The organism is Moraxella sp. CTOTU49097 (genome assembly GCF_032064105.1).
GTDB classification, from domain to species: Bacteria; Pseudomonadota; Gammaproteobacteria; order Pseudomonadales; family Moraxellaceae; genus Faucicola; species Faucicola osloensis_B.
This window is the reverse complement of sequence record NZ_DAMBOA010000001.1, coordinates 1-25,757: the sequence shown is the minus strand read 5'-3', so window position 1 is coordinate 25,757 and position 25,757 is coordinate 1. Positions and strand designations below refer to the sequence as shown.

The following is a 25,757-nucleotide window of genomic DNA, read 5'->3' as shown; positions in this document are numbered from 1 at the left end:
CTATCAATTTTTAGTGGTTTTATTACCTTGAATCGGGATAACCTTAGGAGTGATGGGATGACACCCGTTTATATTACATTTACGTTGTATTTGATTTTGGTATTGGGCATCGGGTTTGCGGCATATTTTGCCACGCGTAACTTTGATGACTATATTTTGGGTGGCCGTAGTCTGGGCAGTTTTGTGACCGCGATGTCGGCAGGTGCGTCAGATATGTCAGGATGGCTGCTGATGGGGTTACCTGGGGCGATTTATGTATCGGGGTTGAGTGAGTCTTGGATTGCGATTGGCTTGGTCATTGGTGCCTATTTTAACTGGCTTTTGGTGGCGGGTCGACTGCGGGTGCATACTGAGTTTAATAACAATGCGCTAACTTTGCCTGAATACTTTCACCACCGCTTTGGCGCCAACAATAAATTGATTAAAATTGCTTCGGCGGCGATTATTTTATTTTTCTTTACCATTTATTGCGCCTCAGGCATTGTCGCAGGTGCGCGACTATTTGAAAGCTTGTTTGAAATTGATTATGCCACGGCTATGTGGCTAGGGGCATTTGCCACCATTATCTATACCTTTATTGGGGGCTTTTTGGCGGTAAGCTGGACGGATACTATTCAAGCAAGTTTGATGATTTTTGCGCTGGTATTTGCGCCCATCATGGTTTATTTAAACTTAGGCGGTATGGATGAGATTCATGCGGCGGTCAGTATGGCGGCACAGGCAAATAACAAAAACTACGGTAACTTGCTGTTTGGTACGTCATTCATCGGTATCATCAGTGCGGCTGCGTGGGGCTTGGGTTATTTTGGTCAGCCACATATTTTGGCACGTTTTATGGCGGCAAATTCGGTCAAATCACTAAATAATGCCCGTCGTATCGGTATGACTTGGATGATTTTATGCCTAGCAGGTGCGGTGGCAGTCGGTTATTTTGGGCTTGCCTATATGACGGTGCATCCTGAACAAACTGCCATTTTAAAAGATAACAACGAGCGTATCTTTATCGGTTTGGCACAATTGTTATTTAACCCTTGGATTGTCGGTGTGGTATTGTCTGCTATTTTGGCGGCGGTCATGAGTACCCTCAGCTGTCAATTATTGGTATGCTCAAGCGCGATTACAGAAGATTTTTATAAAGGCTTTATTCGCCCTACTGCCACGCAAAAAGAGTTGGTTTGGATTGGTCGATTCATGGTGCTTTTGGTCTCAGCAATTGCCATTGTCATTGCCCAAAACCCAGACAGCAAAGTGTTGAGATTGGTCTCTTATGCTTGTGTGATTTGATACTTTATTTTAGACTTGGAAGGGTTGGAAAAAAGTGGGAAGAAATGGGAAGAGATTGGATATGATGGGATGGATTTGGTTTTTTTAAATGTAGTGGTAGTAAGGCATTGAGCAGTGGGTAATTGAATAGCTGATAAGAAAATTTTTGAAAAAAAGAGCCTCATCGTGTGATGGGGCTTTTTATATTTTATTTTAGACTAAATGTGGATAATTTTTTTTAGGGCGGTTTTTTTAGAAGTTATTTTAGACTAATTTAGTGTACTTTTATGGGTACTAGGGTGGCTTGGACGAGCTGAACCAAGTCAGATGTCGATGGCGCGGTTAGAACGATACGTGATCCAGTGACATGGTCGATGGTGGCAGTAAAGGCAGGTGTTGAATTGGCAGCTAAGTACCCAGCGAGCTCACGTTTTAAGCCGTCTGGCGTTGTTCTGCCATTGTCTGCTATTACATGAAGTGGATTAGATTGTGCTGACATTTTAACGCTCCTTTGCTATGTATTGGAGTGTCATGTTAGCAGATTCTAACGCTAAAAAAAGGATTGAAAACACGGTAGTAACACGGTAAACGTCAATATATGACGCTGTAATTAACTCCATATTTTTGCAAAGAATTAGGCAGTGCGGACAAAAATAATATGTATATATTTCAATGATTTGCAAAACTAAGCAAAAATGATTTTTGCGAAATTATTTTGCTTTAATGAACGTTAGAATGTTTTTTATTAACTTCTAACGTTAAGCGATTTTTAAAGTATCTTTGAGAGCTTGTTTTTGGTCATCGTCTAGCTCTGGCATGATGGCAAGCAGGTGGCAGACTTTGATAACGAGTTCTGCTTTATGCTCTGCGGTCATGGTGCGATTGGTTTCCTCTAGGAATTCATCGACAAAGATGAGAGCTTCCATAAGTCTGCCCATGCTAATGTTCTGTATAGCTTGCTGGTGGTCATTGTATTCTGGTGGCAGGTCTAGGGTAATAGTAGGAACTTGTGGGTTGCCCTGCCCTGTCTTAAGCCAATGAGCATTGACGCCTATCAATTCTGCCCATTTATCAAGCGTTTTATCTAGGGGCTTTGCCTTTCTTTCATAGGCACTTTGGAATGAGCCTTTTGGAATATCATGTCTAACTGCCCAACTATACGGGCGTTCATCTCCAATAAGAGTATTCATCCTTTCCCAAAACTCTAAGCCCAACTGTTCTTTATTCTTTTTCATACCAATTTAAATACCTTTATTATTTTTTGCTTAGATTTGCTTAGACTAAGCAAAAGCGACCAAAAATATTTTTAATCTAAGCAAAAATAATTATCTTTTAAAATCATATACATAAATAGAATAGTATTTATTTTTCAATTTAGTAAGCAAAAAAGTATTTACACATACTTTTTTGCTTACTATAATGTTAGAAACAAGGTTAATTAATTCTAACATTACCCTATTTTAAAAAATCAGCCGAAGCTGATTTAAGGTTTTTACAATGGCTTTATTTGATGATTATCCATTATTAAAAGGCTTAACTAAAAAGCCAGATGGTAGCTATCATCCTGCTGATATCAAGGCATTGATTGAGAAACAAGGCTCTACACTTGAGCAAATTTCGCTGAATGCTGGTCTTGGTCGCTCTGCTGTTAGCGTAGCTTTTAAAAAACCATATACCAAAGGCGAAATTGCGTTGGCTACTTTTTTAAATATTCCCGTACAGTATATTTTTCCTACTCGTTGGGATGTTAAAGGCAACCGTGTGCGTCCACGTTATGCAGCTAAATATACCACAGTCGCCGAGTTGATGTCATGAAAAAGTATTTAACTTTACAAGAAATACTGGCTTTGAATATTCCAGACTTTCCAAACTCAAGGCAAGCTTTAGATTATAAAGCTAAGAAAGAAGATTGGGAATATATTGAAGTTAAAGGAAATGTTGGTAAAGGTGGTGTTTCTAAGGCTTATCGATTGCCAACTGAGTATATAGAAGTAGCTAAAAGTATTCAAATTAAGCACATGGCGGATAGCGTTGAGCTTCCTGCGACCATTGAAAATAAACCCGTCGCCACTGTGGAAGCCCTCAACCCTACCCTATTGGCAGACTGGCAGCGTGATTGCGGTACCGCTCGCCTTGCTATCGTGCGCCATGTCTTAGATTTGGCTGACCTACTGGGCAAAACCAAAGCTGTGGAAAAATTTGCCACGGATAGCAAAAACGGTCAGCTAACCGCGACCCTTGCTGATACCGTGCGCCGTGCCAATGCGAAAGCCGGTAAAGATGGCAATGCCAAAGTAAGCCGCGCCACGCTGTTTAACTGGCTAAAACTCGCTGAAAATGCAGGTGATAACAGTCTAGTAGCAGTACTTGCCCCTAAGCATCGTGATGTGACCATGCCAGTGTGGGGTGCGACCTTGCTCAAACTATGGGGGCAGCCGACTAAGCCTAGCCTGTCGATGGTCATGCGTGAATTGGTAAATGTGATGGGCGGTGAAAATGTGCCGACTTATGCACAGGCTAGTTATTTTTTGCGTACCCATGTGGGCAATGTCGAATTGGAACGTGGACGCATGGGGGCGCGTGAGCTTAAAAATATCCAGCCGTTTATTCGCCGTGATACGTCTGAGCTGTTCCCCACTGACGTGTATACCGCCGATGGTCATACTTTCGATGCCGAAGTGGCTCATCCCATATCGGGTCGACCATTTCGCCCAGAGATTACCGCCATTATTGATGTGGCTAGTCGTAAGTTGGTCGGATTTTCGATTGATTTGGCTGAAAGTGGCTTGGCAGTATTGGATGCGATTCGGACGGCTGTGTGTACCAATGGGGTAATGGCGCTGTTTTATGTCGACAATGGTAGTGGCTATAAAAACGCAATGATGAGCCGTGATGGGTCGGGCTTGATGGATAGACTTGGCTCAACCTTAACCCACTCATTGCCTTATAACAGTCAAGCAAAGGGTATCGTGGAACGCTCGCACCAGTCAATTTGGATACAGGCAGCGAAGCGGTTGCCAACCTATATCGGCGTGGACATGGATAAGGAAGCCAAGCAAAAAGTGTTTAAGAAAACGCGTAAAGATATTGCAACCTTTGGCGAATCTAAGCTACTACTGGCTTGGGATGATTTTATGACCCTATGCCATGACGAAATGCAGCGGTATAACAACCGTCCGCATAATGCGCATCCAAGACGCCATAACAAGTTGACAGGTCGCAAGGAGCATTTGACACCGCAACAAGTATGGGATGAAAAATTGACAATGATGGTCAATCTAGGCAAGCCACTGGTACAAGTGCATGAGGCGGATATGGTCGATTTATTTCGTCCATATATTGAGCGCAAGGTACTGCGCGGTGAAATTAAGATGTTTAGCCATGTGTACTTCAGCCGCGACCTTGAGCAGTATCACGGTGAGACAGTGCATGTGGGGTATGACATTCATGACGCCAGCCAAGTGTGGGTGCGTGATGTGAGTGGTCGACTGCTCGCTGTAGCGAAATTTGAAGCCAATACGCGGGCTTACTTTGCTCAACCTGTCATCGAACAGGCGCATGAGAAACGGGCATTGGGTCAGCTTAAACGCAATGATGTCAAGCGCAATGAAATCCTTGAAACGATGTCGCCAAGCCGTGTGCTTGAGCATATCGATACCATGCGACTACCTCAAGAGCAGATTGATAAAGCGTTTGCAACCTTGAATAAAACTATCGAAGCTGAAGCGGTGGAAGTAATCTCAATGCCAAAGCCAATGATGACCAGTGCCGTCAATGATGTGCCTGATATGAAAATCATGAATGAAACGGATGATGAGCGGTTTGAGCGATGGCTTGCGTTAGATAAACGCAAAACGGCAGGTGAAACGCTGGATTCTAACGATTTTGATTTTCATGAGTTATTCGCTTTGTCAAAAACTTGGCGAATTAAGATGGCGCAACATGAAGCGCACTTAGAGCAACTTGAACGAGAGGAGGAAATAGCAAAACGCCTATCGAAATAGGCGTGATGATGGAAATAACATTTAAATGTTAGTTGCAATCTAACATCGAAATCACATAGGAATTTTTATTATGAAAGAAAATGCAAAAAATGTCAATTCTGCTCCCCAGACGCATGTGCAAGCGGTGGGTGGGATTGCTCAAGTGACCAATGTAGCAGTACTGCATGATGCCATCGCTCGCACCACTGACCGTCATCATAACTTGCCCGGTATCTGTGTGTTTTATGCGCCTAGTGGCTTTGGCAAGTCAGTGGCAGCGAGTTTCGTTGCGACACATACCCGTGCCTACTATGTGCAAGCGTCAAGTATCGATACCAAGAAGTCATTTCTTGAAAAGGTACTGCGTGAGATGAATATCGCACCCGTTGGTACAGCGACTGGGATGCTACAGCTAATCGCCGATGAACTGGCAAAAAGTGGTAAGCCGCTCATCGTAGATGAGTTTGACCACCTAGCTACTGCCAGTGGCAAGGTTGAGATGATTCGGGATATTTATGAGTCTAGTCAAGGCACAATCATCATCATTGGTGAAGAAATGCTACCACGTAAGCTTGAGCGATGGGAGCGATTCCACGGGCGCGTCTTGAATTGGGTGCAAGCGCAACCTGCTAGCGTGGCGGACGCGGTGCTACTGGCACAAGTGTATAGCCCAAAAGTGGCGATTGATGAAAATGTGCTGGCTGAACTTGTTGGCGCAGTGCGCGGCTCGACTCGCCGTGTGTGTACCAATCTTGAGATGCTAGCGCAACGTGCCTTAGAAAATGGGCAACGTAGTGTGGTGATGGAAGATTTGCGTCGTCTATTACCAAATGGCTTTATCACGGGCGAGTCGCCAAAACCACGGTCATTTTAGGAGGTAGTTATGTGTTGTTGCTGTACTAGAAACGATACTGAGCTGACTTCAAGCGTTGGAGTAGCTATGTTGGAGCAAAATCAAACCATCAAAAAATCACGTACATCTCGTCGTGATATCAAACAACAATGGCAGCGTAATCCTGCATTTGACTTCAAGCCATCTGCACCCGTCCGCAACATGCGTGAACAAGTCTGGGATTTGCTGCGCACAGGTAAAGAGCTAAGTGTGCAAGATGTGGTGCTGACGCTGCCTTTTACCATCAAGCAAATTGAATATCTCATCAATGGCTGGGTAGCCACGGGTTATGTACAAAAAAACAAAGGGGTTTGGAAAAAATCCATACCGACCTTTGTGCTTATCAAAGATACAGGGCAAGAGCCGCCTAGAGTCAATCGACATGGTGAATATGTACCACAGCAGCTCAATGAAGCGGCTTGGCGTGCCATGCGCATTCAAAAGACATTTAATGCTCGTCAAATCAACGCCGTCATTGGACGCGCTGATCAGCTTGGGGCAATTGTCACTTATCTGCGTCTATTGATGATTGCTGGTTATCTACAACCTGTGAGTGTGAATGCTAATGAGTTTACAACCTACCGACTAGTCGAAGATACAGGGGCTAAACCACCACAAATCCTGCGTGGTAAAAAAGTATTTGACCAAAATCTAGGCATCATCGTGTATGACCCAAAACCACAAAATCAAAAGGAAACTGACCATGACTAATACGTTAACTCCAAATACCACTCCAATAATGGTTCAGTGTGTGGGCGACACGAAAAGAATTGATGACAAGCCCATAAAACCTTGTGCCATCTACCCAGTGCCAACCGATGAAGATGGTGAATTTCCACACCTGCAAGCACCCAAAAAACGTGTGCCGAAGGATGGTAAGTCGATTGATGACTGGCTACGCAAACAGCGTATGACTAACGAATCCTTATACCGCAATCAAGAAGTGCTTGATAGCGACATCATGAAGCTTGAATTTCAGATGCGTCATGTGATGAATCGTTTGCGCTGGCTTGAAGTTGTGGTGGTTTGCTTGGTGATTAGCTGTGGGGGACTGTTGGTATGTGTGCTTTAAGAATCAGCCCCGTGACCGTGGAAAACTGGCAAGAGGCGGTAAAAGAAGAAGCGGAGCAAGACGGCTGTAGCCTGACGCTCATTGCTGAAAAAATCGGCTATGCCCGCCCTAGTCTGTCACTGGCTATCAGTGGCAACTATGTGGGCAAGACTGACAAAATCCGTGATGCGTACATTGAGTACCGCAAGCAAGTGCTATGCCCATACGTTGGGGAAACAGTGAGCCGTCAATATTGTATCGACCATACAAACGGGGATGCGCCAACGCATCACCCTGCTAAGCTGCGGCACTGGCAAGCGTGTCAGAAATGTCATTACTGTCCAAAAGCTAGTTGTCCGAAGGGGGATAGATGAAAACTAAATGCCCAAACTGTGGTGCGACCCACTCGCTTGATAGCCTTGTCATGGCTAACAAAGGCGGGGATGCGTTTTTGCAAGCGTTTGATGTACCACCAGAACTAAAAACGCCCATTATCCAGTATCTTGGACTATTCCGCTCGGTGGGTCGTGACTTGAGTTTTGACCGTGTTGCCAAGCTATTGGCTGAGCTAAACCCAGTAGTAAAAGCTGGAAAAGTAACATTTGATCGCCACACGTTTGACACCCCAATCTCTGCGTGGGTGTGGGCGATTGAGCAAGCGATTAAAGCCCGTGATGAAGGTCGCTTGAGCTTACCGCTGAAAAACCATAACTGGCTGTATGCCGTGATGCGGCAGTTTGATCCACGCAAAGATGCGCCAGCCAAGACGACCAATGCCAGTGCAGCGCATGGCGAGACAGTGGCATTTAACGGGGTGAAAAAGCCTGTATTTGCTGGGCGTACCCAGCAAGAAACTTGGGATATCGTCAACCAAGCACGAGACCCTGGGGAATCGCTAGATGAAACTTATGAACGTATCAAATCCAACTACTAACAAGGAGCAGCCAAATGGCTAAAAAAGCAAAAATCAAAGCAGTCGCCACTATCATCGCATGTCAAAGCCTTGAGCAAGTACAAGACTTTATCCGTCATATCGGCGACAAAAACCGCGAAGTCATCCGTCTGCAAGCCAAGATGAATGACGAAGTGGCAGCCATTACCAACGGCTACACGGAATCTATCAATGGGCTAAAGCAAGAAATTGAGCAGATGACGGGTGCAGTAGAAATCTGGTGCGCTGCCAATCGTAGCAAAATCCTAGAAAAAGGGCTAAAAACGGCAAACCTAATCACGGGGGAAGTCTCTTGGCGGTTTAGCCCACCGAGTGTGAGCCTACGCAAAATCGAAGATGTGATTGCAAGCCTGAAAGAAAAGGGTTTGACCCAGTTTATCCGCGTCAAAGAAGAGGTGAATAAAGAAGCTATTTTGGCTGACCCGCTAGCAGTAAAGGATGTGGCAGGTGTGACTATCAAAAGCGGTCAAGAGTTTTTTGAAATCAAGCCGTTTGAAGTTGACGTTAAATAATTAAAACCCGACGGCTTGGCGGCTTCCAAGTCACTTACTAAACCCAAAAAGGAAAATGTTATGAATAAGTCTCAATTAATCGCAAAAATCGCCACTGATGCTGGCTTAACCAAGGTACAGGCGACTGCTGCCCTACAAGCTGTAGAAGTGGGCATCATTGAAGCCCTTGTAAATGGTGATGAAGTGACAATGGTAGGCTTTGGCACATTCAAAGTCACCGAACGTAAGGCAAAGAAAGGGCGTAACCCTGCTACAGGCGAAGCCATCCAAATACCTGCCAAAAAAGCCCCAATTTTCAAGGCAGGTAAAGCGTTAAAAGATGCTGTGAACTAATCACAATCTACCGCTAACCAAAGGCGTGTTGCGTTGGTGACACGCCTTTTTTGTAACAAAAATAAGGAAAAGTTATGGCAGCAAAACCCAAAACCAAAGCCCAGATTGAGCGTGGTAAGCTCATTACTCTAATTCATGTCGCCAAAAATGAGCTGGCACTTGATGACAGTACTTATCGTGAAGTACTGCAAAACGCCGTGGGCAAAACATCGTCTAAAGACTGCACCATGCCAGAACTACGCAAACTACTCGACACGCTAAAATCCAAAGGTTTCACCGTTACACCCAAAGAGCCACAGCCTGATGTCGTCAACCACAATCAGCCAATGCTGGATAAAATTGGTGCATTACTTGCTGATGGTGGCTACCCTTGGGTGTATGCCAAAGGTATGGCAAAAAAGATGTATAACAAAGAAGATTTGCGCTTCTGCAATGGTGATGAATTGCGTGGTATTGTTGCGGCTTTAGCGTATAATAAAAAGCGTCAATCAACAAAACTTCAGTAATTCTAACGGTTTATGATAATCAAGAGGCATCTATGTCAGTCACCACCACCTATGAAAACATTGCTATGATAGTCGGGATTGAGGCGGCTCAAATAATCGTGTCTGAGTTTGGTGGTACTGAACTTTATATTCCCCATGTCGACAACCTAAAAAATGACCATAAACTGATTGGGTCACTGGGCATTGATACGGCAAAACGTCTATGCCGCTATTGGCATGGTCAAGTACTCAATGTACCCCTCAACAAAAAAGCAGAAATAGTCAAACGCAATCAGCAAATCATTGCGTTGGCAAAATCTGGTGAATGTCCCAATCGCCTTGCAACTAAGTTTGCCCTGCACGTGCGAACCATCCGCAAAATCATCGAAAAAGATATTAGAGATAGAGCTAATGCGGTCTATGCTAGAAGTCAGTTTAGGCTGTTTGATTAATCAATTATCACCATCAAAGCCGTTAGAAGTGAATCCGTCTAACGGTTTTTTTTATGCCTAAAATTTGGCAATCAGAAAATCGGAACTGTGCCACGTATTGCCAACACTGCCAAATGCCTATGATAAGCAAAAAATGACGAAAGGGTACTTATGTCTTATCAATTATCTAAACGCAGTTTGAGCCGCTTGGCAGGTGTCGATGACAAATTGGTTGCCGTGGTAAAACGCGCGATTGAAATCTCACAGGTCGATTTTATGGTGCTTGAGGGCGTGCGCTCCAAAGAGCAGTGCATGATTAACTATGGGAAAGGGCGAACTGCCGCACAATGTAGCGCAAAGGGTGTGCCAGCTAAATACGCAAATCCAAGTGCCGCTAAAGTCACTTGGCTGAATAACCCATTCGCTAGCAAGCACTGTGAGGGTAAGGCAGTTGATTTAGTGCCTTACCCTGTAGATTGGAATGACCTGAAGAAGTTTGATTTGATTGCTCAAGCAATGCTACAGGCTGCTAAAGAATTAGGTGTACCTGTACGTTGGGGAGCGGATTGGAACAATAATGGTAAGCCGCGTGAACGTGGTGAGTCTGATAGCCCCCACTTTGAAATTTGATAATTCTGATTGGTGAAAGATGAAATTTGAACTCGTACCAAAGTGGCAAACTGGCTGGAAGTGGTTTAGTAACTGGGCATTTATGATTATTGTCTTTTTGGCGACCGTACCACTGCCCCCTGAAGTGGTGGCGATGTTACCACCGACTATCCAAAAATATCTCATTGCGATTGTGGCTATCTGTGGCTTGGTATTGCGATTTGTTAAACAAAAACCGCCAGTAGGGTTTGATACCTATCATGACTGACATCATCGACCGCGCCAATGATGAGGCACAGCGCTGGCTAGATAGTCAAATCGCTAAAACCCATCACAACGCCACAGATGATACTGAGTGTATCGACTGTGGCGAACCTATCGGCGAAAAGCGCAAACAAGCGGTACCGTGGGCAGTACGCTGTATCAAATGCCAAACTGCCCTAGAGGAAAAACGATGACATTTAGCCTTGAAGCATACCAAGCGATAATGCTCGCTATCACCATTGTTGGCTCAATATTTGGGGCGGGTAAAGCATTTTTTGGGCGAATAGAAACATCGCTTAAAGACCGTGATGACGGGCTAAAGACTGAACTATCAAAAATGGGCGACCAGATGAGCAAAGAATCTGAAGCCATCCGCCAGCTTGACCGTGAAATCTTAAAACTAAAAGCTGAATTGCCCCGCGAATATGTTGCCAAAGAAGATTTTATTCGTTCATTTACGGTTGTTGAAGCCAAGATTGATGCCGTACAGACAACCTTAACCCAATTTGCTAAAGAGAAATAACATGAGTGTAGATTTGCTGAAAACTCGGCGTGCAGGTATGCGCTGGCATTTAATTAACGCCCTTGATAAAGCCCGTCCTATCGGAGCTTTGGATACTTTGCTGCTTGATGTGATGCGTGAAATTTATCCTGACGCCACCGCTAATGAGCTACATACTCAGATGGGTTATTTGGAGCAAAAAGGCATGATTGAGGTGCAACGTCAACCCTCTGGTCATTGGCATGGCTGCCTGACGGCTGATGGTGTCGATGTGGTCGAATATACCAGTGATTGCCCAAGCGGTATCGCTCGTCCTGCTAAGTATTGGGTGGGCTAAATCATGGAAATGCTTGGTGTGGGTGTATTGCTTGGCGGCATTGTTGGCTTTGTGATTGGTTATGTGACTGCTGTAGCCTTGTGGCGATAGGGGGTAAACATGGGACGTGAAAGCGCGATTGATAGATTGCCACCAGATATCAAGAAACTGTTAGATGATAAGCTGTTTGATAATGGCTTTAATGGCTATGTTGACCTTGAAACATGGCTACGTGAGCAAGGTTATGAGATTAGCAAGTCGTCAATTCATCGCTATGGACAAAAGGTAGAGCGCAAATTAGCGGCTGTCCAAGCGTCAACACAAGCGGCAATGATGATAGCCGAGCAAGCACCTGATGACGCGGATGTGCGTAGTCAGGCGGTGTTGTCGTTGGTACAGACTGAACTGTTTAACGCGCTCGTTGATTTTCAATCCGTGGTTGAAGATGATGAAAACGCCATGAGTCCTGCTGACCGTATCAAGCTGTTTGGTCAAGCAGGTAAAGGCATTGCCAATGTCACCACGGCGTCCGTCAATCAGAAAAAATGGCAGGTTGAAGTACGTGACAAGGCGCAAAAGGCAGCAGATGCGGTAGAAAATATCGTGTCAAAAGGTGGATTATCGGGTGATACCGTCCAGATGATTAGAAAAGAGATTTTGGGGATTGCGGAATAATGCCAAGTAAAAATCCACCACTACTAGATAGCACCGCCAGTATCGTTGCACCTGCGGTGCTATTGCCGTATCAGCAGGCATGGGTGGCGGATAAAAGCCAGCTTAAAGTCGCTGAGAAGTCTCGTCGTATTGGTCTGACGTGGGCAGAGGCTGCCGATGATGTGCTAATCGCTGCCAGTGATAAAAAAAGTGGTGGGCAAAACGTCTATTATGTCGGCTATAACCAAGACATGACAATGGAGTTCATCGAAGCCTGTGCGATGTGGGCACGCTCGTTTGATTACGTGGCAAGCGAAATCGAAGAAGGATTATGGGAAGATGAAGACAAGCAAATTAAAACCTTTACCATTCGCTTTCCTAATTCAAAGCATCGTATCACTGCCCTATCTAGTCGCCCATCTAACTTGCGTGGTAAGCAAGGCGTGGTGGTCATCGATGAGGCAGCATTCCATGAAGACCTTGCTGGCTTAATCAAGGCGGCACTGGCATTACTGATTTGGGGCGGTAAGGTTCGTATTATCTCAACCCACAATGGTGATGAGAACCTGTTTAACGAACTTATCAATGAGATTCGTAGTGGCAAGCGTAAAGGCTCGGTGTTTCGCTGCGACTTTCATGAAGCTGTCAAAGATGGGCTGTACAAGCGCGTTTGTCTGCGGCGTGGTATCGAGTACGATGCGGATGAGGAAGCCAAGTGGGTCAAGGAAGTCTATGACTTCTATGGCGATGATGCCGACGAGGAGCTTGATGTTATCCCATCCCAAGGCTCTGGGCGTTGGCTATCCACCGCCCTACTTGAGAAATTGGCGGATGAGCAGTCGCAAGTTGTGACCTTTACTGCACCCAAAGGCTTTGATACGTGGACAGAAGAAGCACGCACTACAGAGGTAGAGACTTGGCTAAAAGCAACGGTTGAACCGCTGCTAGTGGGCTTGCAACCGCAAGATACGCATTTTTATGGGCTAGATTTTGCCCGTAAGCGCGATGCGTCATCAATGTGGGTACAAGGTCAACGGCTGAACCTAAAGCGTTACTGTCCGTTTGTGCTTGAAATGATTAAAGTTCCGTATAATCAGCAAAAGCAAATCTTGTCGCACGTGACAGACAAACTACCACGTTTTGCCAAAGGTGCGCATGATGCCACGGGTAACGGTGGTTATCTGGCGGAGCAGATGCAAATCAAGTGGGGTGAGCGTGTCGAGGCGGTGATGCTGTCTGAAGGGTGGTACCGTGAGCATACGCCACACTTTAAAGCCAGTCTTGAAGATGGCATGATTGAAAATATGCCAGCCAACAAAGATATTCGTGATGACCACTTGCTGTTTCGTAAGGTCAAAGGGGTGGCAAAAATCCCTGAGCAGCGTACCAAGTCGGAAGATGGTAGTAACAAAAGGCATGGTGACTCAGGCATTGCGCATTTGCTATGCGATTACGCCAGTACCATGCCAATGGCAACGATGGCATGGACGCCCGTACCTACCGCAAGTGAGTTATCTGGCAAGATGAAGGATATTTTTGATGATTGGCATATGGGTGGTATGCAGGGGTTTTGTTGATTAGTCACAACTACCTTCTGGTCTTCTAACATAACCCCAGTAACAAGTATTACCATGACAGATAGGGGCTAGTTTATTGGCAGTACATTTTTTCCCATACTTGGGCATGGTTTCAGTTCTATCGGGAATTGTTTCTGTTTTGACGTATTTGAATTTCTCAGCTTCAGAAGTGTGCCAGTCTGGTTTTTTGTCTTCAGTGATACGGTTGGTTAGCAATACTTGACCATCATCACTTTTAAAAGTGTGCATAGTACCGCCTTTGTAGGTCTGTGTATAAGGTTTGGCTATGGCGATCAAAGGCAAAATTGAAAGTAAAATCAAGGCAATTTTTTTCATAAGGAGTTCTCATGGCTAACTTAAAAAAACTAGTTTTACCAAATATTGAAAATGGCAGATCTGTTTATGCAGTTGGCACAGGTTTATGTGGGCATGGCAATTATAAAAATCACCAAGCCAATCTAATTAAGGTCGTAGGTAACATTGCTTTGACGCAAGAACAAGTTAGATTGTTATCGTTAGCTAAAATACATTAAATGCTATTGCAAGTCAGTTCTTTATTGACATTTGAAGCAAGGTATTCATAACTAAGGGATTTAAAAAATGGATGCCAACGCTGTGGTGCACAAAATTCCATTCGTCCAGAGTTTGTCTGCCAAACTAATACAACATTTCCTGCAAGTCCTGCGCTGGTAGCACAAGATTGTAGAGCAGCCATGATTTCAGCTCTATCGCTACTAGTCATTGAGCCTACTTTCTTATCAACAAAAACAATAATCATATTTTGTCCTTGTTCTCTTATATGGGCGACTTGAAATTTACTCATAGTACCATCCTTAATTTATGTTGAGTTATAAGCGTTAGAATAAAATAAATTAAATTCTAACGCTATAAAAAAATCGGAATTACGCCACATCGCATCTACCCGTAACAAGGCATACACTCAAAGTTAAAATCTTGAGGACTACCCTATGTCATGGTACAACCAACCCCTTAACGCCATTGCTGCTCTAAAAAACATCCCCAAACTCTTTAACAAAGACCAACTCACCCAAAGCCAAACCGAAAACCGCAGCATGACCGCATACGGTGCAGAGTTTGAACACCCTGCCATCGGACTCACCCCGCTTAAAGTCCATGCCCTACTCACTCAAGCTGAAGCGGGAAACATGAATGCCATGCTTGCCCTATTTGAAGACATGGAAGAGCGTGACTTGCACCTGCTCGCTGAGATGAGCAAGCGTAAACGCACAGTTGCCAAGCTGGACTGGTCAATCAAAGCCCCAAAAAATGCCGATGCCAATGAGCAAAAATATACCGAAGTTATCAGTGAGTTAATGGGTATTATCGAAAACTTTGAAGACATTATCACAGATAGCCTAGATGCCATCGGTAAAGGGTTTAGCTGTCATGAGCTACACTGGGTGCGTGAAGGTAACGTATGGCTAATTAATGACATGCAGTGGCACGTGCCGCAGCGGTTTATCATTGACCCATTTAATCAACGTGAGCTGCTCTTGGCGGGTAATGGCTTAGGTGATGATGAGCCGCTCTGGGAAAATGCGTGGCTGGTGCATACCCACAAAGCCAAATCGGGCTACTTGGTGCGTGGTGGACTACACCGAGCGTTGGTATGGTCGTATGTGTTTAAAAACTACAGTGTGCGTGATTTGGCAGAATTTCTTGAGATTTATGGGCTTCCGCTACGCTTGGGTACTTATCCTGCTGGGGCAACGGATGGGGAGAAATTGACCTTACTCAGGGCAGTGATGGAAATCGGACACCGTGCAGCAGGGATAATTCCACAAGGCATGATGATTGATTTTAAAGAGGCTGCTAAGGGTAGCAGTGACCCATTCATGGATATGATTAAATGGTGTGAGATGTCGCAGTCTAAAGCCATCTTAGGCGGTACGTTAACATCACAGGCAGATGGCAAGTCATCAACTAATGCCCTTGGCAAAGTACATGAGGAAACACGCTTAGAAATCCGTGACAGTGATGCCAAACAGCTTGCTAGTAGTATCAGTCGTGACGTGATTGGGGCATTGATGCGGATTAACTATCCGAATGTATCGCCACGTCGCTATCCGAAGTTTGTTTTTGACTTGGCAGAAACGGAAGATATCGGGGTGTATTCTGAAGCCCTGCCAAAACTGGTCAGTATTGGTATGCAAATACCTGCCCCTTGGGCGCATAAACGCCTTGGCATTCCAATGGTCAGCGGTGATGAGCCTGTATTGTCAATGGCGCAAGCCAACCAACCAACCAACCAAGCACCACTCACCGCTCAACTGCCAGCGATTGCCATGCTAAATCAAGCGACTGATACGGCTATCCCTGCCGAAACTACCGCAGAAAGCCAACGTATGGCGTTAGAAACTGGGCTTGACGCTGTGCTATCTAACGATATGCTGGGGCAAATTGGGCAGCGTCTAACGGCTGGTATGGTCGAAAAACTGCAAGGCTTTGATAGTTTTGAAGAAGCCTTGGGGTATCTATCTGACAATATGCCAGATAATCCAGAGCTGTTAGCATCGCTTACCCAGATGATTGCTATCAGCACCGCAATGGGCATAGATGACCAATTGACTGCTAGAGGTAGCAATGCCTAAAACTGGATTTGATTTTAAATCACCGCCACAAGATGCTATCCGCTACCTTGAGCAAAAATTCCCAAAAGCCAGCTGGGCATATACTGATTTGCTGGACAACGCCCATGACCGTGCCTTTGTCGTGGCTAAGATGGTGGATGTGGATTTGGCAACCACTGTACAGCGTAGCATCATTGATGCCATGCAAGAGGGTAAGGGCTATAAGGCGTGGGCAAAGGATATTGATAAAGTACTGGCAAAATCTGGCTGGTACGATGGACAAATCAATGTGGATGCTCAAGGCAATGCCAAAAAAGTCGTCACAGGTGGACAGCACCGCCTTGAGACCATCTATCGCACCAATGTGGCAGCGGCGTATGAGGCAGGGCGACAACAAGTTATCTTTAATGACCGTGACGATGATCCATTCGGCTATGTGATGTATTCCGCTATCATGGATAACCGCACTCGTCCAACGCATAAAGCCTTGCATGGCAAGGTCATGGAAAAATCTGACCCTGCATGGTCATCTATCAGCCCACCAAACGGCTATAACTGTCGCTGTACTATCGTGGAGCTGACACAGGGACAGATTGACCGCTACGGCTACAAAGTGAGCAAAAGTGAGGGCAAGCTATCTACCCAAGTGGTAGAACTTCCCAATGGCAAGGAAGCCCAGCGGACACTGTTTGAGCTGGATAATGGGGCGGTGTTTAAAACAGATGTGGGCTTTAATCACGCACCAAAGATACTGCCCATGCAGACGCTATTTGATAAGGCAATATTGGCAGAGCCAAAATTTGCCAGTCGTGTGGTGAGCCAAGCACTGGCACAGCCACGTATAAAAACTCAAGTTAATCAAGAAGTAAAAACATGGGTGCAAGGCGTTGATGCCAAATATGCCAAAGGTGAATTTCGTCATGTAGGGGTGATTCCCAGTGTATTCATTGAGGCTTTGGCAAGTGAAAAAAACTTTGAACTACAAACAGCGGTGATTACCTTGCATGACCGTATTAGTCTGCATCATCTGGCTCGTGGGCATAAAACCCATAGCCAAGACTGGGTAGAAAATATTGTCGAGAATTTGACAGGCAAATATGCCCTGTATTGGGATAACAAAAAAAATTATCCTGTGTTCATCTTTGATGTGCCAAACTCAAAATATCGGTTAGTCATGCGCTTGAATGAAAACATCAAAGGTCACAATGTCTTTAATGAAAAACAGAAATTTACAGGCAATGTGATACGGACAATCACGGTAGATACGATAGAGAATATCGAAAATGGCAGTCATTACGCGTTAATGACGACAAATTAGGTGGCATTGGGTGGGACTCGAACCGCACATTACACGGATAAGACAAGCTTAACCGAGCTCCTTCCTATTGAGTACACAATGCCATACTTGCATTGTATGGCTTATTATTAACAAAATCAAGGCATGATATGACCATCAATCTTGACACCAGCGAACTTGAGCGAGTATTACACAATGCCGCCAATCACCTGACCCATACTGCCCCACTGATGGAAGACATTAGCCGTGCGCTACTATCTGAAACCATGATGAATTTCCAGCTTGGGGGGCGTCCTGCGTGGGCTGGGTTATCGCCTTTAACCATTGCTAGACGTCGTGGCGGTGCAGGTGCGATATTACAAGATACTGGCGAACTCAAACGCAGTATCAAAGCTACTCATACCAATGATACTGCAACCATAGGAACAAACCTTGTGTATGCCCCAACCCATCAATTTGGGGCTAAGATGGGTCAATATGGGCATACTGCTAAATCCCCCATACCGTGGGGGGATATCCCTGCGCGTCCTTTTATCCCAATAGATAAAAATGGTGATATCAGTCATGACGGATTTTTAGCAGTGCGTGAGGTGGTCAATGGTTATTTGGCAGGTAGCTTTGGCTAACGCTATCAAATATCCATTTAAACCCCGTTAGGCAGACGTTAGATTTTATTTTAATAGCGCGGTTATGTCTTTGTACTATAGACATAAAAAACGCCTGTAAAGGCGTTATAAAGCGAAATAGATTTTTAGTTATTTTTTGGGTGAGTTGTCATTGTCTAATTGGTCGATATGCTGACCGATTAATTTTATCATAAGTGCATTAAACGACCCATCGAATTTTTTGTTTTCGACGAAGTCTGCTTCCTTTGGGTGGGTATCTGGGTTAATCACCACCTCCTTTTTTATTGTCTTCTTGCGATAGTTGCCTGTCGCACGATGTTGCGCCTCGGTTATCGGCATACTTACCTCCTGTCATTGGTTGGCTTGGTGGGTTAATAATAGCACGTGGGCGCCCAGTGCCTTGTAAAAATCTTGGTTTCATTGTATCTGCCTGTGTTAATGACTTTGATTGGTTATCGTGATAGTTAATTAGGTCACATTCACACATAAGTGCCTCGTTGGTAGTGTTTATATACATGAATATAATTATATATACATGAATATATAATGCAATAACCATTCATCGGATTTTATCGAATACTTTTTAAAACTCGGAAACTTGCCACCTAATTTCACTTTTATGTTTTTGTCATGATTGCTACATCAACCATGATGGAAAAATCGTATGGAAAATCAGCATAAGAAAATCAAAGGCTATCGTGACTTAAGTCAATATGAAATTGACTTGATGAACAAAGTCAAAGCCAAAGGTAATGAATTGGGTGAATTGGTTAGCGAAGTCAAGAATCATATTGATAATCAACGTAGTCAATGTTGCATCGTTGAGCAGTGTATTGAAGTCACTAATCAAGATGAATATGACCGTTTATGTCGTGCCGAACCACAACGGTTTGCAGCTTTGGCTAAATCAGAATTGCAAACTGGAATAATGCACTTAGTTCGTGCAATTGCTCAACCAGAAGGTTTTTAAGATTGAAAATGAAACTATCCGCCTTATCCCTTGCCCTAAGCCAAACAGGTGTGCCAGCCAATCATTTTTTGATTTTCCCTGAAGGTGATGCGATCAAAGCCAAAGACGGTAGACCATTTGACGCGCCTGCTTGGATTATGAAAAAAGATAATGGCATGGCATTGGCGGCATCGCTTAATCAATCTGCCAAAGATTTGGTGATTGATTATGAACACCAAACTATCTTGTCAAAAGAAAATGGTCAGCCTGCGCCTGCGGCAGGTTGGCTAAAGGCTGGTAGTTTTTTGTATGTCGATGGTGTGGGCTTGTGTAGCAATAACTATGAGTTCACTGCTAAAGCCAAAGACTACATCGACAATGGCGAATACCGCTTTAAGTCGCCTGTGGTTTTGTACAACAAAGCTGGCGTAGTGCTAGGACTACATAGTGTGGCGATTACCAATGACCCTGCATTATCTATCCTTGATGAATTAAAGCCTGCACTCCTGACCGCAGCTATCACCATTCCACAAACCAAACCTCAACAACAGGAAAACAGCATGAATCCATTGTTAGCTTTAATTTTAGCCAGTCTTGGCTTAGCTGAGACCACAACCGAAGAGCAAGCGATTGCCGCGCTCAATCAAAACTTTGCAGACATCAAAAGCAAAGCAACAGCAAAAGGCTTGATGCTTGATGACGGCAAACTACTGGCAAGCCTATCAGCTGAAATTGCCAAAGTGGGTGAGCCTATCCCTGCTACGTTGGAACAAAAAGAGCCTGACCCAGCCAAGTATGTACCCATTGAAGTCGTCAGCGCTCTCAATGAAAAAATCGCAGAATTGCAAGGTAATCAAAAAGACCCTGCCGAAGAGCTAGTGGCTGAAGCGTTATCTAATGGTCAATTACTCCCTGCTCAAGAGTCGTGGGCAATGCTGTATGCCCAAAAAGACCTACAAGGTTTTAAAGACTATTTAAGCCGCCAACCAAAAATCGCTGCACTGACCCAAAGCCAAACCGCAGGTAAACCAGTCTCAACTGCCACCACAACAGTTGCCTTGACTGCTGATGTCAAACTGGTAGCGGCACAATTGGGTGTTGATGCCAAAGACCTAGCAAGTTCAATGGCGTAAACAGTCATCCCCTCTCATAACTTTTTAAGGAAAAATCATGAAACAGACCCCTTACCGTGACGGTATTCGCATCCCCATGTTGGTGGCTGCTGCTGTCGCTATCACTGAAAGCCAAATGGTCGCCACCAACTCAAAAGGCTTTGCTGTGCCTGCCCATGATGCGACTGCCAAACTGTTTTTTGGTCGTGCTGAGCATGATGTTGACAACACGCAAGGCGCAGACGGTGCGGCTTATATCGCGGTGACGCGTAACCGTCACTTTATGCTCGCCAATGATGCCGCTGCTCCGCTGACTCAAGCAGATATCGGTAAGCCTGTGGCTATCACAGGCGATGGTACAGTGGGTAAAGCCACGCAAGGTAAACTCATTGCAGGTACGATGATGGGGCTGGATGGTGGCACACACGTTTGGGTAGAAGTGATGGGTACACCGACGGGTGTGATGGCTTAATTCGTAAATATTGACATACTCTAAGAGAATAAATTTATGCAACTAACTCGTGAAAATCTACAAGCCATTGCCGCTGGTTTGAACATGACCTTTAACACGGCATTCAAAGAAACCGAAACCCAATGGCAAAAACTGGCGATGAAAGTGTCATCTGGTTCTGCCCAAAACACTTATGCATGGCTGGGTAAATTTCCCAAAATGCGTGAGTGGATTGGTGACAAAGTCATCCATAAACTCGAAGCCCAAGGCTATACCATCCCCAACAAATCGTATGAATCCACCGTTGAAGTACTGCGTGATGACATCGAAGATGACAATATCGGTCAATACTCAAACATGGTGCAACAAGCCACTTGGTCAGGTGCACAGTTACCTGATGAAATGGTCGCTGCCCTACTCAACGATGGTGATACCAACCTGTGCTATGACGGTAAGCCTTTCTTTAGTTCTGATCACCCTGTGACTGTTAACGGTAAAGCTGGCAAAGCCAGTAACCTCGGTACAGCTAAATTATCTGTTGCCAGTCGTGCGGCAGCGGAAGCTAGCTATGGTAAAGCCCGTACCGCCATGCGTAGCCTAAAAGATGAAGATGGTCGTGGCTTAAAAGTACGCCCAACTGTGCTTGTCGTGCCCCCTGCTCAAGAAGACGTGGCTAAAACGCTGCTCACTGCGGACAAGTTTGATGATAACAGCATCAACATCTACAAAGGTACGGCTGAACTGGTCGTGTTAGATGACCTTGAGGATGACAAAGCTTGGTACTTACTTGACCAGCATATGCCTGTCAAACCACTTATCATCCAAGAGCGTAAAAAGCTAGTGTTTGTGCAGCAGACCGATATCAATAGCCCAGATGTATTCAGCCGTGGTGTCTATAAATTTGGTATCGAAGCGCGTTATGGTGCTGGCTACTCATTCTGGCAGTTGGCTTATAAATCAACAGGCTCAGCGTAACGAGTAGCCCATGACCACTACCTACGCCACCATCGCTGCCATGATTACCCGTTTTGGAGTGCAAGACTTGACCGAAATCACGGACAACGAACCACCCTACACGGGACAAATCAATGAAATCAAACTGCAAGCAGCAATTGACAGTGCCAATGCGGAAGTAGATGCGTATCTTGCTAAGCAAATGAGCGTACCCACGGTTTTGCAATCACCTTTTGTTCAGATGATGGCGTGCGACATCGCTCGCTATCATGTGGTGCTAGGGGCAAGTCGTGTCAGTGAGCGTGACGAAAAACGTTATCAACTGGCGGTTGGCAACCTTAAACAGGTCAATGATGGCAAAATCGGTATTGGGGCAAGCACCACTGCAACCAATGCTGTAGCAGCGACTAATTTGGCACAGATGACCAATGGTCGCAATACGGTATTCGGAGGTAGTGGTTGGTGACTAATCGGTATTGGGTCAGCCAAGCGCAGCTTGGCTCTTGCGAGGCTAAAAACGTCCCCCAGACGTTTTCTAAACGCCTCTCAGGAGGTTGGTAATGGCTACGCCTATTCTCACAGCGATTGAGCAAGGTATCAAAGACACGATTAAGGCTTATTATGACGTACACGGTCATAACGTGCGTCAGATTAAATCCTATGGTGGCGACTTTGATATGCAAAATCCTGATGAGTTTGCCCAAGTCGTCAGTCAGTTCCCTGCTATTTGGGTGACATTCAAGCAAGCCAAACCCCCAGTCAAAACCACCAACCGCCGCAAGGCTCGTGAGTATGTATTTACTGTGCTAGTGGGTGCAAGCTCACAACGGGTGGAGGAGACGGCGCGGCAAGGGGCATTTGATAAAACTGGCAAAATGCTATCTGTGGGGAGTTATCAGCTTATTAGCGATGTAGAGCAAGCGTTAGAGCGTAGTCGACTGGGGCTACCAATTGAACCGCTAGAAGATGGATCAATCACTACCCTATTTAACACTCGCACCCAAAACGAAACCGTCAGCGTCCTAGCGTATGACTGGATTGTGACGGCAACGACATCGAGCGCGGCAGATGAAACAGATGAGCCGTGGCTAGATGTGGTGGCGATAGATTATATCTTGGATGAAGCACAGGGCTATCAAGCGATAGCCCGTGATATCAACAACTTAACTTAGAAGGATAATGTGATGAGCATTGGAAAAGTCCGCACCCCAGGTACTTATACTGAGATTAATACCAACACGCAGCGCACTGGATTGGTAGGTCAAAATCATAAAATTGTGATTGTCACTAATGATGTGCCGCCATCGCCAATTACAACACCAGTTGCCATTTATGACAAGACCACTGCTAATAGTAAATTCGGATTAAATAGTGAAGCTGGTCGCATGATTGATGCGATGGTGCAACTCTCGCAGGGGGTCAATGTTGAAGGGTTGGGAAAGTAGCTGAGCCTGTCCATACTCTGTATGCCAGCCGTCCATATCCGACATTAATTGAAAAAGAAGACGCTTATCAGCCGACAGTTAAGCCACTAGACATCACGCTTAAAGATATTTTAAAGCAAGGCTATGCTGAAGACGCTTATCAGCCGACAATCAAGCCGTTAGATATCACCATGCGGGATATTGTGCTAAATAAACCGATTGACGATAAAGACGCTTATCAGCCGACAATCAAGCCGTTAGATATCACGCTTAAATCAATCGTAAGCACGGTAAATATTAATGATGATGCGTATCAACCAACAGTGAAACCGTTAGATATCACGTTAAAACGGGTGGTGGTTAGTAACAGTGTCGATGGTGATGCGTATCAACCAACAGTTAAGCCCCTAGATATCACATTAAAAACAGTTTAAGGACATTTTTATGCAAGCAAATATGGGTATGGCAGGTGAATTTCGCTGCGTGGTAAAACGTGCAGATGGCAGTGTTAAGCTAGACACCGGTTATCAAAAAAATTTGATTTTAGACCAAGGGTTGGACTATTTTGGCAGTGATGATACAACCTACTCTTTTAATAGTGCTTGTGTAGTTGGGACAGGTAATAGCATACCAAAAGTTACACAAACCAAACTTGATAACGCTGTCGGATACGCAATTTTGGCGGGGGTAGATGATAAAAAAGATTATGATGTCGTTAGAGATGGTAACTTATATAAAACAAGTCGTCAGTGCAAATACTCGATTAAAGGCTTAGATAATGCAAATATCACAGAAGTGGGTTTAGCAAGCCGTTTTTCTAGCAACACTAACTATTCGTTAAATACACGCGCTTTGATTAAAGACAGCAATGGCAATCCAACCACAATCACTGTGCTAAGTGGCGAACAGCTTGATATTTATTATAAGGTTTGGCGAATCTTTGATTTAACGGATAAGACGGGTACTTTCAACTTATTAGATGGTGTGGGTGGCAGTGTTGCTTATAATTATAAAACAAGACCTGCTCATGTGGGAACAAGTTCGTTTGCCAATCTTAACCTTGATGCAATGGGTACTATTAATTCTTTATCACTCCAATTGGCTACGGGTGACTTAGCGGCGGTCACATCAGCACCTACTGGTGGTGGTTCGATGTCAAATGCTAAGACATTATCGCCTTATGTTTTAGGCAGTTATAAACGAGTGGTTACACTATCTCTTTCTATTAGCGTTGCTAATTTTGCAATTCGCAGTATGTTAGTTTCCCTGCCTTTTATTGGTACATGGCAAGTTCGCTTCGGTTCAGTTGCTGATGACAGCCCAATCACAAAAACTGCAACCCAAACATTATCCATCCCTATTGAGTTTTCATGGGGTCGCTATGAGGGTGCGTTGTAATGTTGCCACAAGCCATTGACCTTGCAATCGTTGAGTCAACGGACAACGACAGCCTACTATCACCCCGTAACAAAGCCTACCCAATTACCGAATCTTGGGAATTAGGCAGTGTTGGTTTATCCGACACCAGCCAAGGTCTAGTCTCGCATACATGGCGCGCATGGTCGGATGGCAAGGCTATCTACATCCAACGTAGTGACTTGCCAAAAGACACCGCAAAAACGCTGTTAGCAGCGCCCAACATCACCGAGCTTGACTTAACATTTGACCAAAATATGCGACCAGTTTTGGCGTATGTGTCAGGTGGTATCGCAAAACTGTACTGGTACGATACGGTGAGCCAATCTCAAACCATCACCGACTTTCCAAATGTCCAAAATCCGCGTGTGTCTTTAGATGATAAACGCGCTTTTAACACTGCCAATTCTGATGTGATTTTTGCGTATATCAACAATGACCAACTTTGCTGTCGCTATCAACGTGAGCGATACGGCACCGAGCATGTATTACACCAATTACCACCCAAAACCCAGCTAGTCAAAATCGGCATGGGTACTGCTAACCGTTTTTTGTTTGACACGATGATTCTAAAATAGGAGAAATTAGTGACTATCCAAACCATATTACAACCCCTTGGACACAGCATCATCGCTCTGTCCTACCCCATCACCGATGAAGCGACTGCCAACGCATGGGTTGAGCATCTTGACTTTGTCAGCTCGGCGACTGAACAGCACGATGCTATTTTAATCGTACCATTTAGCGACATCGACCAAGCGACGACGTTTGCACAATTTGCCAAAGTTAAAGCCTCATATCGTGTGGTTACTGTCTGCTACCACGGTGCGACAGGCTTTGAGCCAGAGATTGCCGCTGGTGTCGCCGCTGCTATCTCAGCAGAGCTAGACCCTGCCGTGCCATTTAATGGCATCAAATTGCCAAATCTGCCTGTGGTCACAGCCGATAAGCGTTTGACTCGCACACGCATTGAGCAAGCGCTCAACAAGGGCGTGGCAGTAATTGGCTTGGACGCACAAGATGACCCTGCGATTGTACGCCTGATTAGCACCTACCAAGGAGACTGTAAAATATTTTGTGTAAACCCCAATAAACGACATAAGTTTACACAAG

37 protein-coding genes and 2 pseudogenes are annotated in these 25,757 nt (G+C 44.9%); 34 read left to right on the top strand and 5 right to left on the bottom strand.

The genetic code is table 11. The features are described 5' to 3' along the window. Positions 1-57 precede the first annotated feature (57 nt). Positions 58-1,272 (top strand): annotated as a pseudogene (gene putP, locus RT064_RS00195) (sodium/proline symporter PutP); the annotation flags it as partial. Positions 1,273-1,537: 265 nt separating this feature from the next. On the opposite strand, the gene RT064_RS00190 reads toward putP, so the two are convergent. Further along, positions 1,538-1,762, bottom strand: a complete 225-nt coding sequence (locus tag RT064_RS00190) for a hypothetical protein (RefSeq protein ID WP_313060016.1) — start codon at positions 1,760-1,762, stop codon at positions 1,538-1,540. Between the two features lie 259 nt (positions 1,763-2,021). Next, the gene (locus RT064_RS00185; protein ID WP_313060013.1) at positions 2,022-2,453 is read right to left on the bottom strand and encodes a hypothetical protein; all 432 of its coding nucleotides are present in this window, start codon (positions 2,451-2,453) and stop codon (positions 2,022-2,024) included. 307 nt (positions 2,454-2,760) lie between these two features. On the opposite strand from RT064_RS00185, the gene RT064_RS00180 reads away from it, so the two are divergent. From RT064_RS00180 to RT064_RS00095, 18 genes are all read left to right on the top strand, one after another. Next, entirely contained in the window at positions 2,761-3,078 is a 318-nt protein-coding gene (locus RT064_RS00180; protein ID WP_313060009.1) for a helix-turn-helix domain-containing protein, read from the top strand. After that, entirely contained in the window at positions 3,075-5,267 is a 2,193-nt protein-coding gene (locus RT064_RS00175; RefSeq protein ID WP_313060007.1) for a transposase family protein, read from the top strand. The genes RT064_RS00180 and RT064_RS00175 overlap by 4 nt, the downstream gene beginning before the upstream one ends. A gap of 70 nt (positions 5,268-5,337) precedes the next feature. Beyond that, entirely contained in the window at positions 5,338-6,120 is a 783-nt protein-coding gene (locus RT064_RS00170; protein ID WP_313060006.1) for an AAA family ATPase, read from the top strand. A 66-nt stretch (positions 6,121-6,186) separates the two neighbouring features. Continuing rightward, complete coding sequence (locus RT064_RS00165) at positions 6,187-6,849, top strand: hypothetical protein (RefSeq protein WP_313060002.1); 663 nt, start codon at positions 6,187-6,189, stop codon at positions 6,847-6,849. Further along, the gene (locus RT064_RS00160) at positions 6,842-7,210 is read left to right on the top strand and encodes a hypothetical protein (RefSeq protein ID WP_313060000.1); all 369 of its coding nucleotides are present in this window, start codon (positions 6,842-6,844) and stop codon (positions 7,208-7,210) included. Before RT064_RS00165 ends, RT064_RS00160 begins: the two co-directional genes overlap by 8 nt. Beyond that, positions 7,198-7,563: a LysR family transcriptional regulator gene (locus tag RT064_RS00155; RefSeq protein ID WP_313059998.1), complete on the top strand. Its 366-nt coding sequence runs from the start codon at positions 7,198-7,200 to the stop codon at positions 7,561-7,563. Before RT064_RS00160 ends, RT064_RS00155 begins: the two co-directional genes overlap by 13 nt. Further along, the gene (locus tag RT064_RS00150; RefSeq protein ID WP_313059997.1) at positions 7,560-8,123 is read left to right on the top strand and encodes a hypothetical protein; all 564 of its coding nucleotides are present in this window, start codon (positions 7,560-7,562) and stop codon (positions 8,121-8,123) included. Before RT064_RS00155 ends, RT064_RS00150 begins: the two co-directional genes overlap by 4 nt. 14 nt (positions 8,124-8,137) lie before the next feature. Beyond that, positions 8,138-8,653 carry a host-nuclease inhibitor Gam family protein gene (locus RT064_RS00145; RefSeq protein ID WP_313059995.1) on the top strand — a complete coding sequence of 172 codons (516 nt, stop codon included), beginning with the start codon at positions 8,138-8,140 and terminating at the stop codon, positions 8,651-8,653. Positions 8,654-8,668: 15 nt separating this feature from the next. Beyond that, entirely contained in the window at positions 8,669-8,986 is a 318-nt protein-coding gene (locus tag RT064_RS00140; RefSeq protein WP_313059992.1) for an HU family DNA-binding protein, read from the top strand. A 74-nt stretch (positions 8,987-9,060) separates the two neighbouring features. Further along, positions 9,061-9,492 (top strand): gp16 family protein, encoded by a 432-nt coding sequence (locus RT064_RS00135; protein WP_313059990.1) that lies wholly within the window; start codon positions 9,061-9,063, stop codon positions 9,490-9,492. 32 nt (positions 9,493-9,524) lie between these two features. Further along, positions 9,525-9,923, top strand: coding sequence for a Mor transcription activator family protein (locus tag RT064_RS00130; RefSeq protein WP_313059987.1), 399 nt, complete (start codon positions 9,525-9,527; stop codon positions 9,921-9,923). Positions 9,924-10,073: 150 nt separating this feature from the next. Continuing rightward, positions 10,074-10,532 carry a M15 family metallopeptidase gene (locus RT064_RS00125; protein WP_313059986.1) on the top strand — a complete coding sequence of 153 codons (459 nt, stop codon included), beginning with the start codon at positions 10,074-10,076 and terminating at the stop codon, positions 10,530-10,532. 19 nt (positions 10,533-10,551) lie between these two features. Beyond that, a complete protein-coding gene (locus RT064_RS00120; protein ID WP_313059983.1) occupies positions 10,552-10,779 on the top strand; it encodes a DUF7940 domain-containing protein in 228 nt (75 codons plus the stop codon). Then, the gene (locus tag RT064_RS00115) at positions 10,772-10,969 is read left to right on the top strand and encodes a TraR/DksA C4-type zinc finger protein (RefSeq protein ID WP_313059981.1); all 198 of its coding nucleotides are present in this window, start codon (positions 10,772-10,774) and stop codon (positions 10,967-10,969) included. Before RT064_RS00120 ends, RT064_RS00115 begins: the two co-directional genes overlap by 8 nt. Then, the gene (locus RT064_RS00110) at positions 10,966-11,298 is read left to right on the top strand and encodes a hypothetical protein (RefSeq protein ID WP_313059979.1); all 333 of its coding nucleotides are present in this window, start codon (positions 10,966-10,968) and stop codon (positions 11,296-11,298) included. Before RT064_RS00115 ends, RT064_RS00110 begins: the two co-directional genes overlap by 4 nt. A gap of 1 nt (position 11,299) precedes the next feature. After that, positions 11,300-11,614, top strand: a complete 315-nt coding sequence (locus tag RT064_RS00105; protein WP_313059976.1) for a hypothetical protein — start codon at positions 11,300-11,302, stop codon at positions 11,612-11,614. Positions 11,615-11,713: 99 nt separating this feature from the next. Continuing rightward, positions 11,714-12,268: a DUF3486 family protein gene (locus tag RT064_RS00100; protein WP_313059973.1), complete on the top strand. Its 555-nt coding sequence runs from the start codon at positions 11,714-11,716 to the stop codon at positions 12,266-12,268. Then, a complete protein-coding gene (locus RT064_RS00095; protein ID WP_313059968.1) occupies positions 12,268-13,824 on the top strand; it encodes a hypothetical protein in 1,557 nt (518 codons plus the stop codon). Before RT064_RS00100 ends, RT064_RS00095 begins: the two co-directional genes overlap by 1 nt. Here RT064_RS00095 and RT064_RS00090 read toward each other — a convergent pair whose 3' ends face one another. Then, the gene (locus RT064_RS00090) at positions 13,825-14,160 is read right to left on the bottom strand and encodes a hypothetical protein (protein ID WP_313059967.1); all 336 of its coding nucleotides are present in this window, start codon (positions 14,158-14,160) and stop codon (positions 13,825-13,827) included. Between the two features lie 11 nt (positions 14,161-14,171). Between RT064_RS00090 and RT064_RS00085 the strand changes: the two genes are divergently transcribed. Beyond that, positions 14,172-14,357, top strand: a complete 186-nt coding sequence (locus RT064_RS00085) for a hypothetical protein (RefSeq protein ID WP_313059966.1) — start codon at positions 14,172-14,174, stop codon at positions 14,355-14,357. Here RT064_RS00085 and RT064_RS00080 read toward each other — a convergent pair. Further along, complete coding sequence (locus tag RT064_RS00080) at positions 14,354-14,647, bottom strand: hypothetical protein (RefSeq protein WP_313059964.1); 294 nt, start codon at positions 14,645-14,647, stop codon at positions 14,354-14,356. The genes RT064_RS00085 and RT064_RS00080 overlap by 4 nt on opposite strands. A gap of 145 nt (positions 14,648-14,792) precedes the next feature. Here RT064_RS00080 and RT064_RS00075 point away from each other — a divergent pair, with 145 nt between their 5' ends. From RT064_RS00075 to RT064_RS00065, 3 genes are all read left to right on the top strand, one after another. Beyond that, complete coding sequence (locus RT064_RS00075) at positions 14,793-16,436, top strand: DUF935 domain-containing protein (protein ID WP_313059962.1); 1,644 nt, start codon at positions 14,793-14,795, stop codon at positions 16,434-16,436. Further along, positions 16,429-17,733: a phage head morphogenesis protein gene (locus RT064_RS00070; RefSeq protein ID WP_313059960.1), complete on the top strand. Its 1,305-nt coding sequence runs from the start codon at positions 16,429-16,431 to the stop codon at positions 17,731-17,733. The genes RT064_RS00075 and RT064_RS00070 overlap by 8 nt, the downstream gene beginning before the upstream one ends. Before the next feature lie 128 nt (positions 17,734-17,861). Next, a complete protein-coding gene (locus RT064_RS00065) occupies positions 17,862-18,338 on the top strand; it encodes a phage virion morphogenesis protein (protein WP_313059957.1) in 477 nt (158 codons plus the stop codon). A gap of 129 nt (positions 18,339-18,467) precedes the next feature. Here the strand turns inward: RT064_RS00065 and RT064_RS00060 are convergent, their stop codons facing one another. Further along, the gene (locus RT064_RS00060) at positions 18,468-18,677 is read right to left on the bottom strand and encodes a hypothetical protein (protein WP_309595065.1); all 210 of its coding nucleotides are present in this window, start codon (positions 18,675-18,677) and stop codon (positions 18,468-18,470) included. A gap of 325 nt (positions 18,678-19,002) precedes the next feature. Between RT064_RS00060 and RT064_RS00055 the strand changes: the two genes are divergently transcribed. From RT064_RS00055 to RT064_RS00005, 11 genes and pseudogenes are all read left to right on the top strand, one after another. After that, complete coding sequence (locus tag RT064_RS00055; RefSeq protein ID WP_313059953.1) at positions 19,003-19,308, top strand: Acb2/Tad1 domain-containing protein; 306 nt, start codon at positions 19,003-19,005, stop codon at positions 19,306-19,308. Between the two features lie 8 nt (positions 19,309-19,316). Beyond that, positions 19,317-20,420, top strand: a complete 1,104-nt coding sequence (locus RT064_RS00050) for a phage protease (RefSeq protein WP_313059951.1) — start codon at positions 19,317-19,319, stop codon at positions 20,418-20,420. 37 nt (positions 20,421-20,457) lie between these two features. Then, a complete protein-coding gene (locus tag RT064_RS00045; RefSeq protein WP_313059948.1) occupies positions 20,458-20,871 on the top strand; it encodes a hypothetical protein in 414 nt (137 codons plus the stop codon). 36 nt (positions 20,872-20,907) lie between these two features. After that, on the top strand, positions 20,908-21,825 hold the full coding sequence (locus RT064_RS00040) for a Mu-like prophage major head subunit gpT family protein (RefSeq protein ID WP_313059946.1): 918 nt from the start codon (positions 20,908-20,910) through the stop codon (positions 21,823-21,825). Between the two features lie 10 nt (positions 21,826-21,835). Then, the gene (locus RT064_RS00035; protein WP_313059944.1) at positions 21,836-22,270 is read left to right on the top strand and encodes a DUF1320 domain-containing protein; all 435 of its coding nucleotides are present in this window, start codon (positions 21,836-21,838) and stop codon (positions 22,268-22,270) included. Positions 22,271-22,364: 94 nt separating this feature from the next. Then, a complete protein-coding gene (locus RT064_RS00030; RefSeq protein ID WP_313059941.1) occupies positions 22,365-22,976 on the top strand; it encodes a phage protein Gp37 in 612 nt (203 codons plus the stop codon). A 12-nt stretch (positions 22,977-22,988) separates the two neighbouring features. Next, positions 22,989-23,249: a hypothetical protein gene (locus tag RT064_RS00025; RefSeq protein ID WP_313059939.1), complete on the top strand. Its 261-nt coding sequence runs from the start codon at positions 22,989-22,991 to the stop codon at positions 23,247-23,249. A gap of 170 nt (positions 23,250-23,419) precedes the next feature. After that, entirely contained in the window at positions 23,420-23,662 is a 243-nt protein-coding gene (locus RT064_RS00020; protein ID WP_313059937.1) for a hypothetical protein, read from the top strand. 10 nt (positions 23,663-23,672) lie between these two features. Continuing rightward, complete coding sequence (locus tag RT064_RS00015; RefSeq protein WP_313059935.1) at positions 23,673-24,626, top strand: hypothetical protein; 954 nt, start codon at positions 23,673-23,675, stop codon at positions 24,624-24,626. Continuing rightward, the gene (locus tag RT064_RS00010; protein WP_313059933.1) at positions 24,626-25,222 is read left to right on the top strand and encodes a hypothetical protein; all 597 of its coding nucleotides are present in this window, start codon (positions 24,626-24,628) and stop codon (positions 25,220-25,222) included. Before RT064_RS00015 ends, RT064_RS00010 begins: the two co-directional genes overlap by 1 nt. A gap of 9 nt (positions 25,223-25,231) precedes the next feature. Then, positions 25,232-25,757: pseudogene (locus RT064_RS00005) on the top strand (hypothetical protein); the annotation flags it as partial.